The 14372-nt window shown below is 33.7% G+C and carries 16 protein-coding genes; 3 read left to right on the top strand and 13 right to left on the bottom strand.

Annotated elements, in window-relative coordinates; genetic code table 11:
* Positions 1-409: 409 nt before the first annotated feature.
* The 7 genes from ACTCDL_RS08910 to ACTCDL_RS08880 all read right to left on the bottom strand — a co-directional run bounded on the left by ACTCDL_RS08910 (position 410) and on the right by ACTCDL_RS08880 (position 7013).
* On the bottom strand, positions 410-862 hold the full coding sequence (locus ACTCDL_RS08910) for a PTS sugar transporter subunit IIA (protein ID WP_463175911.1): 453 nt from the start codon (positions 860-862) through the stop codon (positions 410-412).
* A 6-nt stretch (positions 863-868) separates the two neighbouring features.
* Entirely contained in the window at positions 869-1810 is a 942-nt protein-coding gene (gene pfkB / locus ACTCDL_RS08905) for a 1-phosphofructokinase (protein ID WP_463175910.1), read from the bottom strand.
* Positions 1811-1821: 11 nt separating this feature from the next.
* Complete coding sequence (locus ACTCDL_RS08900) at positions 1822-2586, bottom strand: DeoR/GlpR family DNA-binding transcription regulator (RefSeq protein WP_463175909.1); 765 nt, start codon at positions 2584-2586, stop codon at positions 1822-1824.
* A gap of 508 nt (positions 2587-3094) precedes the next feature.
* Entirely contained in the window at positions 3095-4801 is a 1707-nt protein-coding gene (locus ACTCDL_RS08895) for a PTS fructose-like transporter subunit IIB (RefSeq protein ID WP_463175907.1), read from the bottom strand.
* Positions 4802-4845: 44 nt separating this feature from the next.
* Complete coding sequence (locus ACTCDL_RS08890) at positions 4846-5298, bottom strand: PTS sugar transporter subunit IIA (RefSeq protein ID WP_463175904.1); 453 nt, start codon at positions 5296-5298, stop codon at positions 4846-4848.
* A 13-nt stretch (positions 5299-5311) separates the two neighbouring features.
* Positions 5312-6244 (bottom strand): 1-phosphofructokinase, encoded by a 933-nt coding sequence (gene pfkB, locus ACTCDL_RS08885; protein ID WP_463175903.1) that lies wholly within the window; start codon positions 6242-6244, stop codon positions 5312-5314.
* A gap of 13 nt (positions 6245-6257) precedes the next feature.
* Positions 6258-7013, bottom strand: a complete 756-nt coding sequence (locus ACTCDL_RS08880; RefSeq protein ID WP_463175901.1) for a DeoR/GlpR family DNA-binding transcription regulator — start codon at positions 7011-7013, stop codon at positions 6258-6260.
* 439 nt (positions 7014-7452) lie between these two features.
* Between ACTCDL_RS08880 and ACTCDL_RS08875 the strand changes: the two genes are divergently transcribed.
* The 3 genes from ACTCDL_RS08875 to ACTCDL_RS08865 are packed head-to-tail and all read left to right on the top strand — an operon-like array spanning position 7453 to position 8499.
* Complete coding sequence (locus tag ACTCDL_RS08875; protein WP_463175898.1) at positions 7453-7629, top strand: spore coat associated protein CotJA; 177 nt, start codon at positions 7453-7455, stop codon at positions 7627-7629.
* Between the two features lie 22 nt (positions 7630-7651).
* Positions 7652-7903 (top strand): spore coat protein CotJB, encoded by a 252-nt coding sequence (locus ACTCDL_RS08870; RefSeq protein WP_463175896.1) that lies wholly within the window; start codon positions 7652-7654, stop codon positions 7901-7903.
* Positions 7904-7920: 17 nt separating this feature from the next.
* Positions 7921-8499 (top strand): manganese catalase family protein, encoded by a 579-nt coding sequence (locus ACTCDL_RS08865; protein WP_463175895.1) that lies wholly within the window; start codon positions 7921-7923, stop codon positions 8497-8499.
* A gap of 44 nt (positions 8500-8543) precedes the next feature.
* Here the strand turns inward: ACTCDL_RS08865 and ACTCDL_RS08860 are convergent, their stop codons facing one another.
* The 6 genes from ACTCDL_RS08860 to ACTCDL_RS08835 form a co-directional block, all read right to left on the bottom strand.
* Entirely contained in the window at positions 8544-9698 is a 1155-nt protein-coding gene (locus tag ACTCDL_RS08860) for a glycosyltransferase family 4 protein (RefSeq protein ID WP_463175893.1), read from the bottom strand.
* A gap of 39 nt (positions 9699-9737) precedes the next feature.
* On the bottom strand, positions 9738-10268 hold the full coding sequence (locus tag ACTCDL_RS08855; protein WP_463175892.1) for a phosphatase PAP2 family protein: 531 nt from the start codon (positions 10266-10268) through the stop codon (positions 9738-9740).
* Positions 10269-10791: 523 nt separating this feature from the next.
* The gene (locus ACTCDL_RS08850) at positions 10792-11316 is read right to left on the bottom strand and encodes a phosphatase PAP2 family protein (protein ID WP_463175891.1); all 525 of its coding nucleotides are present in this window, start codon (positions 11314-11316) and stop codon (positions 10792-10794) included.
* A 341-nt stretch (positions 11317-11657) separates the two neighbouring features.
* Positions 11658-12083: a C40 family peptidase gene (locus ACTCDL_RS08845; protein ID WP_463175890.1), complete on the bottom strand. Its 426-nt coding sequence runs from the start codon at positions 12081-12083 to the stop codon at positions 11658-11660.
* A gap of 763 nt (positions 12084-12846) precedes the next feature.
* Complete coding sequence (gene spoIIR, locus ACTCDL_RS08840) at positions 12847-13509, bottom strand: stage II sporulation protein R (protein WP_463175889.1); 663 nt, start codon at positions 13507-13509, stop codon at positions 12847-12849.
* The gene (locus ACTCDL_RS08835) at positions 13506-14288 is read right to left on the bottom strand and encodes a SigB/SigF/SigG family RNA polymerase sigma factor (protein ID WP_463175888.1); all 783 of its coding nucleotides are present in this window, start codon (positions 14286-14288) and stop codon (positions 13506-13508) included. The genes spoIIR and ACTCDL_RS08835 overlap by 4 nt, the downstream gene beginning before the upstream one ends.
* Between the last annotated feature and the right edge of the window lie 84 nt (positions 14289-14372).

The following is a 14372-nucleotide window of genomic DNA, read 5'->3' as shown; positions in this document are numbered from 1 at the left end:
AATTAATCTTTTAATCTTTAATTCGTGTTAATTCGTTGCTAATCTTTAGCTTTTGATCTTTAGTCTTTTATTACACTTTAGACTTGGATATCTATATAGTCATCCAACTTTAGAATGAAATAATAGAAAGATAGTGTGACACTTTGTGTCGAGTACGAGCTATGAGTGTGAGTGTGTGTAAACCACCCTCTCCTAAATCCTCTCCCTGATAAGGAGAGAACTTTAACTTCTTTTTGTTCCTCCCCTTTTAAGGGGGAGGTTAGGTGGGGGGTATTACTAAAGTATCGCTATATATCCATTAAATTACACTTTAGAGTTGGACATCTATATGACAGAAGCTAGTAACTAGTAAAGTTATACATATCTACTTTCTATCATATATTATTTTTAATTATACTGTATTTATAAATTACTCATTTTCTTTGATAACTGTTAAGATATCTTCTTTTGTATTAGCATTCACCAATGCTTCTCTAAAATCTGTATGCATCAGCTTACGTGATAACTGAGCTAATACTTTAAGGTGCTCATCATTTTTACCTTCAGGTACTGCAATCATAAATAATATTTTTGCTGGCTGATCATCAAAGCTCTCAAAATCAATTCCCTGCTCTGACTTAGCAAAAACTAAAGTAGGCTCTTTAACGACACCACTTTTACCATGAGGAATGGCAACCCCATTTCCAACACCTGTAGTACTTTTGGCTTCTCTAGCTAAGATAGTCTGATAAAACTCATCTTTAGAAGTAACTTTATCATTGGCATCTAATAAGTCCACCATCTCTGCTAAAACTTCATTTTTAGTATTGTTAGTCAAATTAAGCTTGATTAAATCTTCACTCATCAAATTACTGATTTTCATCTATACTCAACTCCTTTGTTCTAATATTTTTATCTCAACTTGAGTTAATAACTCTTCAACCTCATCCTTCTTACAGATTTGGGTTCCTGACTGAACAACAGTATTAGCACTAGCTGCAGTAGCATAGCCTATAGCATCTTTCAAGCTTTCTCCTTGGCTTAGCTTTAAAGATAGCGCACCCACCAAGGTATCACCTGCTCCAACAGAGCTACCAACTTCAATCTTAGGTGGCTTTATTTTTAAAACTCCAGACCCACTAACAACGATTGAGCCCTCACTTCCTAAGGAAACAACTATAATCCCAATCCCTCTTTGGTGAAGCATCTTAGCTGCATTAATAACCTCATCAGTATCTTTTAGAGGTTTGTTAATTAGCTTCTCTAATTCATCCAAGTTGGGCTTAATTAGATAAGGCTTTACTTCTAAAGCCTTCATTAAAGGAATACCTGATGTGTCTAAAACCACTTTAACACCTTTATCTTGTAATTTAGTTATCAATTGGGCATAAAAGTCTTCTGGAACACCTATAGGTAAACTACCAGCTAATACTACTAGATTATCCTTTGTAACATTATTTAATAAATTTTCTTCTAAATTAATTAAAGCTTCTTTGCTGATATTAGGACCTGGCTCATTAACTTCCGTCTCTTTAGTAGTAGCAAGATCAATTATCTTTAAATTGGTACGAGTTTCACCTTCCACCTGAGTAAAAGAGTGAGTAATTCCAGCACTAGTCAATCTATCCTTAATAAACTGACCACTACTGCCTCCTAAAAATCCTAAAGCTTTTGTATTGCCATCTAATTCAGCAACTACCTTTGAAACATTAATCCCTTTACCCCCAGCATCTTTTCTAACAGATTGAATCCTATTTAATGCTCCAACTTTAAAATCCAATAGTTCAACAGTCTTATCTACAGCAGGATTTAAAGTTACTGTTATAATCATCAGCTCACCTCCTAAGCTAAGATAATATCAACCTTCTCTTTAAAACTATCTAATAGCTCTTCTTTTAAGCTATTATCACTTACAATAATATCTACCTCTTCAATTTCAGCCACTTTAACAAAGGCTGTTTCTTCAAATTTACTATAATCTGCTAATACAATTACCTCTTTGGCTCTTTCTAGCATCGTCTTTTTAGTATTTGCTTCTACTAAATCAGGAGTTGTTATCCCAGCTTTTAAATCAACACCATTTGCTCCCAAAAATACTTTATCGGCATGAAATTTACTTAAATTATCCTCAGCAACAGGTCCTACCATGGCTAAAGTGTGCTTTCTTAGATGACCTCCAATTAAGATGACTTCACAGTTAGTCTGTGATAGCTCTAATGCAATATTAACACCATTTGTTACAACTGTTAAATCTTGATAATCACCTAAATGTTTAGCCAATTCAGTTGTAGTTGTTCCAGCATCTAAAATTATTGTGTCTCCTTCATTGATTAATCCTGCAGCCTTAAGCCCAATATCTACTTTAGCTTGATGATGCTCTTTCTCTTTTTCTATAAAGGATGGTTCAAATTTGGTACCCCCTTTAGCTACTGCACCTCCATGAGTCCTTTGAATCAAACTCTGTTCTTCTAATAGTTGTAGATCTCTTCGAATAGTCGAAGCAGATACATTAAATTTCTCACATAATTCATTCACTGTGACTGAATTATTCTTTTCTAATATCTCTACTATTTTAAGTTGCCGTTCTTCTGCAAATATTCTAATCACCTCCGATTTTAATATCTCTTTAAAAGTTTTCCATTAGCTAAGCAAAAAATACCCGCTCTCAATTTTACACTACCTGATATACAAATAGAAATTGAAAGTGGGTATTATCCTCTTATTATATGGTCTTATCCCATCTATCTACTTAATGTAGCTTATATTCGATTATTATTCAAGAATCAATTTTTAATTTAACCACTTATGATTGATTGTGATTGTTTGTTGTTACTTATGATTATATTATAATTTTTCAGAAAAGTCAAGCTTATAATTTATAAAAATTATCTTTCAACAACAAACTTTGTGGTTAACACTATTAATTAGGAATCAAGAGTCAGGAGCCAGGAGCCAGAAACCTGTGAATTATACCGCTTCCAGATTCCTGATAACCGACTTCTTGTACTTCCTTATCTGTTATTAACCTAATTTTCACAAAAGTCGTGAAAGAGCCAAAATTATAATAAGCTTTAACAATAGAAAAAAGAGAAGGTTTGACCCCTCCCTTTATCGTTTATTGAGCTTTATTAGTCGATTTTAAGGCACTGACTAATAAAGCAGTCACTACTGTTCCTGCTAAAATCGATATAGCATACATCAAGACATTGCCTACTGCATTTGGAATAGCAAGAACAAAGATACCTCCATGAGGAGCTCTTAAGGTAATATTAAATAACATAGATAAAGCACCAGTTAGTCCAGAACCAACCACAATTGAAGGAATGACCTTCACTGGATCAGCTGCTGCAAAAGGTATTGCTCCTTCTGTAACAAAGGAAATACCCATAGCTGCTGCGGCTTTACCTGCTTCTTTCTGTTGCTTGTCAAACTTATTAGGAGCAATAAAAGTGGCTAAAGCCAACCCTAATGGTGGTACCATTCCTGCTGCCATAACTGCTGCCATTGGTTCATAAACCTCAGAACTTAATAGACCAATCGCAAAGGTATAAGCAGTTTTATTAAGGGGTCCACCCATATCAAAAGCCATCATTACACCTAAAATTAGTCCTAATAATACTCTATTTGTTCCAGACATTCCTGTTAACCAAGCTGTCAAGCCATCCATGATAGCTTTAATTGGAGTACCTATAACATAAATCATCAGTAACCCAACAATTAATGTTGATAATAGTGGTAAAATCAATACTGGCTTAAGACCTGCCATATTCTTAGGTAACCTTATATTATCATTTAATAATTTAGTTACATAACCAGCTAAGAAACCTGCAATAATTCCACCTAAGAAACCAGAACCAAGATTAGCAGCTAACATTCCTCCAACCATACCAGGAGCAAATCCAGGACGATCAGCAATAGAGCTAGCAATAAATCCTGCTAAAACAGGAACCATTAAAGCAAATGCAGTTCCTCCACCAATCTGCATTAATGCAGCAGCTAGAGTTCCTTCTTGTTCAAAGGCCTTAATTCCAAAAATAAAGGATAAAGCAATTGTTAAACCTCCTGCTACAACAAAAGGTAACATTCTAGAAACACCATTCATTAAATGTTTATAAGCACCTTTTCTTTCAGAACTGCCTGTTTTCTTGGCCTGTGAAACATTATTAGTCACAGCTTGTCCTTGTGAAGCCACTTCTTCACCCTTAGCCACAGCCTGCTTAAGTAAAGTTACTGGATCTTTAATCGCCTCTTTTACTGGAACAGAGACTACAGCTTTTCCTGCAAATCGTTCAGTATCTACATCAGTATCTGCAGCAACTATAATTGCCTTTGCATTTGCAATCTCCTCGGCAGTTAATTCATTTTCTACGCCTACAGATCCTCTAGTTTCTACCTTAATATCAATTCCCATCTCTTCAGCACTCTGAGTCAAAGCTTCAGCTGCCATATAAGTATGTGCTACACCAGTTGGACAAGAAGTTACCGCTAATACTCTACCTTGCTCATTACTTGTAGCACCTTCAGCTTTTTTAACTGCCTGATCAATTAAACCTGATGGATCTTTAATTGCTTCTTTTACCGGAACCGCCACTACAGCCTTTCCAGCAAAGCGATCTGCGTCAACATCAGTATCAGCAGCAATAATAATTGCATCAGCCTGTTGAATATCTTCTGTAGTTAAACCATTCTCTACACCTACAGATCCTCTAGTCTCTACCTTAATATCAATCTCTTTCTCTTTGGCAGTCTGGGTCAAAGCTTCAGCCGCCATATAAGTATGAGCTACACCAGTTGGACAAGAAGTTACAGCTAATATTTTCATTTTATTCCTCCTTGTGATAACTTCTTTAATTGTTTTTTATTCTTCTACTCATTATCTTTGATTACTTTTAGAACTTCTTCTGCACTATCAGTAGCTAATAAAGCATCTCTAAAGTCAGCATGCATTAATTTACGAGATAATTGAGCCAATACTTTCAAATGTTCATCATTCTTTCCTTCTGGTACTGCAATCATAAAGAATATCTTTGCTGGTTGATCATCAAAGCTCTCAAAGTCTACTCCTGCTTCTGATTTAGCAAAAACCAAACTAGGTTCTTTAACAACAGTGCTCTTTCCATGAGGAATAGCTACTCCATTACCTACACCAGTAGAGCTTTTTTCCTCTCTTGCTAAAATTGTTTGATAAAACTCTTCATTTGATGTGATTTTATCATTTGTATCTAATACATCAACCATCTCTTGTAAAACAGCATTCTTATCAGTATTCTCTAAATCAATTTTAATTAATTCTGGACTCAATAAACTACTAATTTTCATCTTTACCCTCTCCTTATTCTAATATGTCTATAGTGATTTGACTTAGCAATTCACTAATTTCATCTCGCTTACATAATTGAGTTCCTGCTTTGGTTACACTATTAGCACTAGCAGCTGTAGCAAAATGTATTGCCTCTTGTAGATCTACTCCTTGACTTAATTTTAGACTTAAAGCCCCAACAAGAGTATCACCAGCTCCTACTGTGCTTTGTACCTCTACTTTAGGAGCATTTACCTTTAGTACTCCATTTTGACTAACTACAATTGAACCTTTACCACCTAAAGAAACAACTACTATTTCAACCCCACTTTGATGTATCTCTTTAGCAGCTTCTACAACTTTGGCTGTTGATTCTAAAGATCTAGCAACTATCTTTTCTAATTCATGAATATTTGGCTTAACTAAAGATGGTTTAGCTTTAACCCCTTCAAGAAAGGGCTGACCATATGTGTCTAAAACCACTTTTCCGCCTTTTTCTTTAACCTTTGTGATTAAGTCAGCATAAATATCTTCAGGAGTACCCTGTGGTAGACTTCCTGTAAGAACTACAAAATCACCATCACTAACTGTATTTAATAAATCATCAGTTAGCTTAGTCAAATCCTTACCACTTACTTGTGGACCTGGTTCATTAATCTCAGTTTCATCTTCACTAGCTAAATCAATCATCTTCAAGTTAGTACGAGTTTCACCAGCTAACCAAGTAAAGTTATGTTTAACTCCTATAATCTCTAAGCTATCTGCGATAAATTGACCACTACTACCAGCTAGAAAACCTAATGCTTTGGTCTGTCCCTCTAGCTCAGCTACTACCTTAGAAACATTAATCCCTTTTCCCCCTGCATCTTTTCTAACCTCTTTAATTCTATTTAAAGAGCCTATTTCAAAGTTAGACAACTTGACCGTCTTATCGATTGCAGGATTTAAGGTTACTGTTATAACCATTCCTTCACCCCCTCTATGTTGTTATAATTCTTACTTTATTTTTAAATTTATTTAAAACCTCATTATCTAAAGCATTATCAGTGATAATCTTATCTACACTTTCTAAATCTGCTATTTTGATAAAGGCAGTCTCTTCAAATTTACTATGATCTGCCAAAACAATCACTTCCTTAGCCATCTGAATCATTATCTTCTTACTATTTGCCTCTACTAAATCTGGAGTAGTTACTCCAGCCCTTAAATCAATTCCATTTGCCCCTAAAAAAACCTTATTTGCATGAAACTTTTTTAAATTTATATCAGCAATGGGACCAACCATAGCTAGTGTATGCTTTTTTAAATATCCACCAGTTAATAAGACCTGATTAGGACCTTGAGCTAATTCTAAGGCAATATTAATAGCATTGGTAACAATGGTTAAATCTTTGTGGCTATCTAATAATTTAGCTAATTGGGTTGTAGTTGTTCCTGCATCTAAGATAATAGTATCCCCATCATTAATCAGCCCTGCTGCTTTTTGAGCAATACTCTCTTTAACTTGGGGATATTCCTTCTCTTTCTCTACAAATGAAGGCTCTAACTTAGTACCTCCTTTAGCTAGTGCTCCTCCATGAATCCTCTGTATCTCACCTGACTTTTCTAACTTATCTAAATCTCTTCTAATGGTAGAGGTAGATACTTTAAACTTATCAGATAAACTTTTCACCTTAACCAACTTACCACTTTCAATTAATTCTACAATCTTAGCCTGTCTTTGCTCTGCAAACATTTTAATCACCCTTGCTTTTTTTTATTAAATTTCTTGTAAACCAATAATGATTATATTCGATTATTTATGATTGATTAATATTTAATTGCTGGTGACTAAAATCAATAACCTGTTTTTTATGATTGTTTTTGATTGAATGTTGTTATTTGTGATTATATTATATTGTTTTCTAAAAGTCAAGGTAGTAATTATGAAATTAAATTTTATAGAGATAGTGCGATACTTTAGCAATCTGGAATCGGTTATCAGGAATCTGTAAAACATACTGATTCCAGGTTCCTGATTCCTGACACGAAAGCGTCTCATTATCTCCATTAAAGTCCACTTCAAACTTGAACACCAACCTAAGTAAAACTTCATCTTGAAATTTTTGAAATTAATTTAACACTTTTCCATTAGTAAGAATAGGATATATTAGCTCAAGTCTGGAGGTGATTTAATGGCTCGTAAGCGACCAAATATAGAAAGAGAACACTACCCTAATTGTGATTTTCAACTAGCCCAAGCTTATATTCCTTTTCAAAATTATGGTCCACGTTATAGTCCTAGAGAAGCATTGACAAGAGGCACTATCTTTATCGATCTGTATCGACCATACAAAAGGAAAAAATTCTAGTCCCATATAAGGAGGTGAAAAGATGACTAGAGAGCAATTGGAGATGCTTAAGGAACTCATGGCTTTAGATTTTTATTTAGTAGAACTTAGCTTGTTCTTAAATACCCATCCTAATAATCAACAGGCTTTAGAAGACCATAATATGACCGTTAGAGAATATCAAGAATTAAAGATGGATTATGTCAGAAGATATGGTCCATTATGTATCGGCTGTGTCAGTGAATATCCATGGCAGTATGTAGAAACAGCATGGCCATGGCAAATAGAATATTAAAAGGAGGAAAATAAGATATGTGGAATTATGAAAAAATACTCCAATATCCAGTTAAGGTGAGCAAAAATGATTTAGAAATGGCAAAATATCTTTATGCCCAATACGGCGGTCCTGATAGTGAGCTATCAGCAGGAATTAGATATTTAACTCAACGGTACTTTATACCTACTGGCGAAGCCAAAGCTACTTTAACTGAAATTGGAACTGAAGAGTTAGCTCATTGGGAAATATTAGGGACTTTGATTTATAAATTAACTGAAGGTGTACCAATTCAGGCTTTAAGAGATGCCGGTTTAGGAGCTCATTATGCTCAACACGGTAAGAATTTATATCCCCATGATGCAGCAGGTGTACCTTGGACAGCATCATATATCCAATCCCATGAAGACCCTATAGCTACTTTACATGAAAATTTAGCTGCCGAACAAAAAGCAAGGGCTACTTATGAAAATTTAATTAACCTCAGTAATGATGCTGGGGTGATTGATACCTTAAGCTTTTTAAGGCAAAGAGAAGTTGTTCATTTTCAAAGATTTGGAGAAACCTTAGATATTGTTAGAGACTACTTGGAGGATGAGGGAAGAAGAGAATACTAATTTAAACTAAAAGGTGGTGCTAATTAGCACCACCTCTAATATATTTAAGCAGAGATAAAAGTTTCTTTAGAATTATAATCAACTACTTTTTGATAATTAGCAACTAGTCTATCAAATACATTATCCCAAGATTTATTTAGAGCATATTCACAAGCATTATTAGCTAGCTCTAACCTCAATTCTTTATTTGTGATCAATTTTTCTAATTTACTAGCAAATGCTTTAGGACTTATCTCTTTACAGGCTAAGCCATTATAACTATCTATCAAATTCTCTCTGATTCCACCTTCTAGAAAACTAACAACAGGCAGTCCCGATGCCATTGCTTCTAAAATTACATTGCCATAGGTTTCGGTTATCGATGGAAATGCAAAGATATCAGCCGAAGCATATATCTTACTTAACTCTTTACCCTTCATATATCCAGTAAAGATAATATTTTGAGATGAATCTGCTTTTAGCTCATTTAGTAACGGCCCATCACCAGTAATTAATAACTTAACTTTATCTCTATACTTCTGATCTAACAGTTTCATACTCTTGTTTAATAAAGCTAAGTTCTTCTCTGGTGCTAAACGCCCCACATATAATAAAGTTATCTTATCTTCTAAGCCATAGTTTCTTCTTAATTCCTTATTCCGATAATCAGGGGAATAAAATCTAGTATCAATTCCCCTATCCCAGATTGCTAAATTATTAATTCCATTCCTTCTTAACTCCTCTAATGTTGCTTGCGAAGGGCAAAAATTGAGTTCACAATGGCCATGAAACCATTTAAAGAAACTCCAGATTGGCTTCTCTAGTAGATTCAAATTATAATAATCAAGATAATGGGTGAAGTTAGTGTGATAGGATGAAACTAAAGGAATATTATAGCTAGTAGCATACTTCAATCCACATAATCCAAGGTTAAAAGGGGTGACTATATGAATTAAATCTGGCTTATATTCATTTAACATATTCTTAATTCTAAAGTAATTAGGAACCGATAGTCTACACTCTGGATATAAGAAGAATCTAAAGCTTATCATCCGTTGAATATTCTCTTCAAAATTTCCATTACTCTTCATAGAATCATCGGGAGCAAAGATTAAATAATCAATCCCCCTTTGATCAAAATATTCTTTAAGCTTGCCTAAGGTCTTTGTCACACCATTAATCTGAGGAAAAAAGGTATCAGTAAAGATAGCAACTTTCATGATGAACCTCCTTCAAATAATCTTATTCATAATTATCCCTTATAAACTTAATAGTAAGTGTATTATAGAAGAAAATAAGCTACTGATAATTATTCCAACAATTACATCAGAAGGATAATGTACTCCCAAATATATTCTTGAAATCCCAACTAAAAAAGCAAGAGATAAAAATAGAATACTAAAGAATGGAAAATAAAAACTAAAAGTAAGTGCTAAAGAGAAACTAGCGGTTGTATGTCCAGAAGGAAAGGAATACTCTTCAAAGGGGATATCTAATACTTCCACCTCTTCAAATAGTCTATAGGGACGTAAACGATTGGTAATTCTCTTAATAATATGAACTAATAAATGGCTACTTGATAGTACTAACAGTGCTTCATATCCAACATTATCAAGCTCTCTATTGCCAAAAATAATAAATAAACAAGGTAAAATAGCTGTAAAGAATGCCCCACCTAAGTGGGTTATCTGAGACATTAAGTAGTCTAAAAGAGCTGTCCTCTTTTTAGTATAGATAAAATCAAATAATTGCAAGTCTATTGTCAACAATTGATTTGTTAGTCGATTCATAAGGCTACCTCCTTAATAAGGTAAATATTCTTAATCATATTATACTAATAAAGTATTAAAGGTTTGTTAACTTCAAATTAATTAAATGTAAAAGCAACTGGTAGTTTATGGCGCTAGAATATAAAGATAAAAGTAACTTTCAAAAAGGTTGATTGTTACTTATTACTATTTATATTATGTGATATATCTATTATTTGATTCAATAAGTTTCTCTAATACTTTATAGAGATAGTGCGACACTTTTTACTTTAGTGTATAGTGTATAGTGTAAAGTTGATAGTGGTTTACACGAAGAGTCTTGTTCTTTAGACTCGTAGGGATAGTTAAATTCAAAACCTTGAAACATAAAGACTTTAATCTTTTTACTATCAACTATACACTATCAACTGTCAACTCAAAAGAAGTGTCGCAATATCCCCATTAATTCTCAGTTTAAGTTTCTATAAAAGCAATATAAACAACAAAAAACTAGCTATCAGCTGATAGCTAGTTTTTTATAGAATTTATTAAATTTTAAATTGAGCTAAAGTAAAATAAGAGCCCAGTTAGAAAAATAGATTCCAATTAGAGCACCTATAATTATATCAGAAGGATAATGAACTCCTATATAAGCCCTTGAAATCCCAACTAATCCTGCCACTGCTTGACTAAATGGATGAAGGCTGGGAAAATTAGCTCCACAGACAATTGCTAAAGAAAAAGCAGCTGTCGTATGACCAGAAGGAAAGGAATGTTCACCAAAGGGAGGTTTTTTAAAGTTAACCTCCTCTAAGGCTAGATAAGGACGAGTTCTACTAACAATATGCTTGACAATCTGTACTACTACCCCACTAGTTAGCAGAGCAATTAAAGCCTGCCATCCTATCTCACGAAACCTCTCTTGCCCAGATAAGACAAATAACAGGGTAAAGGTAATTGTAAATAAAGCTCCTCCTAAGTGGGTTATCTTAGGCATAAACCAGTCTAGAAGTCCACATTTAATCTTACGATTAATCAGATAGAAGAGTTGAACATCTCTATTTATAATTGATTGTAATAAACTACCCATATTTTCTACTCCTTTTCTTACTATTAAGATTAATATAAACATTATATTATATTTTATAGTAGCTCTCAACAATTTTATCTACACTAATCGACTATATTCTGAGTATGAGTATAATTTAAACCTATACTTAATTAAATCTAAACAATTTATTTATATAATCATCCAACTTTAGAATGAAACAATAGAAAGATAGTGTGACACTTTTTGGAATCTGGAGTCTGGAATCAGTAGTCAGAAATCATTTATAAACACTGGTTCCAGATTCCTAATTACCGACACGAAAGTATCGCTATATACCCATTAAATTACACTTTAAACTTGGATATCTATAATATTCTATATTATTCAGCCAGCCTTCTTGCTCCTGCAAACTTCTTTCTCCAAAATCTATTAAAACGACTAACCTCTACATTCCTTCTCTGTAAGATATGAATAAATTCATGGTCATTAATCATAATCCCTGAATGGGTTACAATTCCATCTAATAGCTCAAAGTAAACTAAATCTAAAGTCTGTAATTGATTGAAATCAACTGCCTCTCCTACACTGATAATGCCTCTTAAATAACGGTTAGGATCCTCTTTATACCATTCTTCAGAGATAAATGAGCCATCATCTGATGGTACCTCAATTCCAAACTCTTCATATATAGATATCAATAATCCCAAGCAGTCTAGACCTGTTAATGACCTACCATTATGCTTATAAGGTATATTCCGATATTTATTAACTATCTTCTCTACCTTCTTATCTATGTCTTCCTTCATGAATCCACCTCCCTCTTATCATTTTCCCAATTGATAGCATTTATGCTGATGAAAATAGATGATCTAGTACTAAAAACTACTCTATTTTAGCCTTCCACAACTTTTGTGAAAAATTAGATTGATAACTAATAATGAAATCTAAGAAATCGGTTATCAAAAATCGAGAATCAGTATAATTCACAGTTTTCTGGCTCCTGATTCCTACTTAATAGTGTTAATCACAAAGTTTGTTGTTGAACCTCTCTTTTTAATTTAGTTACTGGATATAGATAAACAACTTTAATAAAAGATGCTTTAGTCCTCTCTCCTAAGGTAGGAGAGAGTTAGAGTGAGGTATGAAAGGTTTTGATTTATTTCATTTTAGACTTGGATATCTATAAGTTCATCTAAGGCTCTGTGACAAAAACAGTCACTTCGCCAAGATTCTACTTTGCCCATTGGATTAATTCATCTAAGATTCTGCGACAAAACCACTCGCTTCATCAAGATTCATTTTGACCACTGGATAAGTTCATCTAAGACTCTGCGACAAAAGCAGTCGCTTCGTCAAGATTCTACTTTGCCTATTGGATTAATTCATCTAAGATTCTGCGATAAAACCACTCGCTTCATCAAGATTCATTTTGACCACTGGATAAGTTCATCTAAGACTCTGCGACAAAAGCAGTCGCTTCGTCAAGATTCACTTTATAACATCATATGTAATAAATAGCAATTGGTGAAAAGTTTATTTAATTATTAAGAGGGTTGGGAAAGATATTTCTTATTTAACAAAAGAGAATATCTTAGCCAATTTTAAATTCTTCTTAATCAATTCTGGATTCTTCTTGATATAATCTAAAAACTTTAGTCTAAATTCAACTTCTATCTCTTGATCTTCTTTTATATGAGACTTATTAGCTTTAGCTTCCATTAATTTAGGAGAGCTATTATCTATTGAATCAGCAGAATCTATAAAACATAAAGGAGGAAATAAGACACACCACCAATTTGCTCCCTTACCATCACCTAAAATCACCCTTACTGCTTGATAATCACCTTCAGGTAGAGTTACACTCCCATAAGTTCTCATTGGAAAGTGGGTTTTTTCTAGCTTAACTACCACCTTATAATCTTTACCTCTTTTACTAATCTCCTCTTCTGCTACTTGGGTTAAATAATCAATATTATCTCGAATTATACTACTAGCATCAGTCACATCTTTAACATCTGTAAGGAGTTCTTTACTTGAATCAATAATTTTATTTCTAATCAATCTTTTCAATGCTTGGTCAGCTAAGGTATTACTATTGGCAATCACATGTAATCTCAACAAATTATCAGGTCTGTAATCTCTCTGCTCTAGTACAAAGGCTGTTTTACTGCCTAATATTGATAATGTAAGTAAAGCAACTGCAATCACTAATATAAATCTTACCCGTTTCATTTTACTTCCTCCTTTAATTCGATCTCATTTCTTAATTTCTGTAGGGCCTTCTTTTGAATCCGAGAAACCTGAGCTTGAGATACACCAATTCTTTCAGCCACCTCTGCTTGGGTCTGGCCTTGAAAGAACCTTAGATTAATAATAAATCTCTCTCTAGCAGATAAGACTGAAAAAGCCTGTTTAATATTAATCTCTTCTGTCCAATCTAATCCTCCATTATCACTTAATTGATCCATTATCCTCAATTGATCCCCCTCATCCTCAAAGATTGGAGTAAAGATAGAGATAGGATTCTTAGTCGCTTCCAAAGCATAAACTATATCCTCTCTAGGAGTATCAATTATTTTTGAAATCTCATCAAGGCTAGGCTCTTTTCCAGTCTTTTTGCGTAATTTATCTCTTGTCCTTAAAGTTCTATAAGCCAATTGCCTTAAAGAACGACTAACTCTGACTTCACGGTTATCTCTAATATAACGTTTAATCTCCCCTAAAATCATCGGTACGGCATAAGTAGAGAATCTAACCCCTTTACTCATTTGAAAATTATCAACAGCTTTGACTAGACCAATACACCCTATCTGAAACAAATCATCGATTGGGTGACTACTATTTCTAAATCTCTGCAATACACTTAAGACCAATCTTAAATTACCATTGACTATCTCTGTTCTTGCTTCTATATCTCCATTATTGACTCTATTAAATAGCTCCATCATCTCTTTATTTGATAAGACAGGTAGTTGTGAAGTATTGACCCCGGTTAGCTTTACCTTTTCCATATTATCACTCCCATTTTATACCATATTTTCTTAGTAATAGCATTGACACGAATGACAGGAGTTATACATGAAAATTTGATTTTT

Source organism: Orenia sp., from assembly GCF_055140805.1.
Note: the sequence above shows the minus strand (reverse complement) of the source record. Positions and strands in the feature narration are given on the sequence as shown.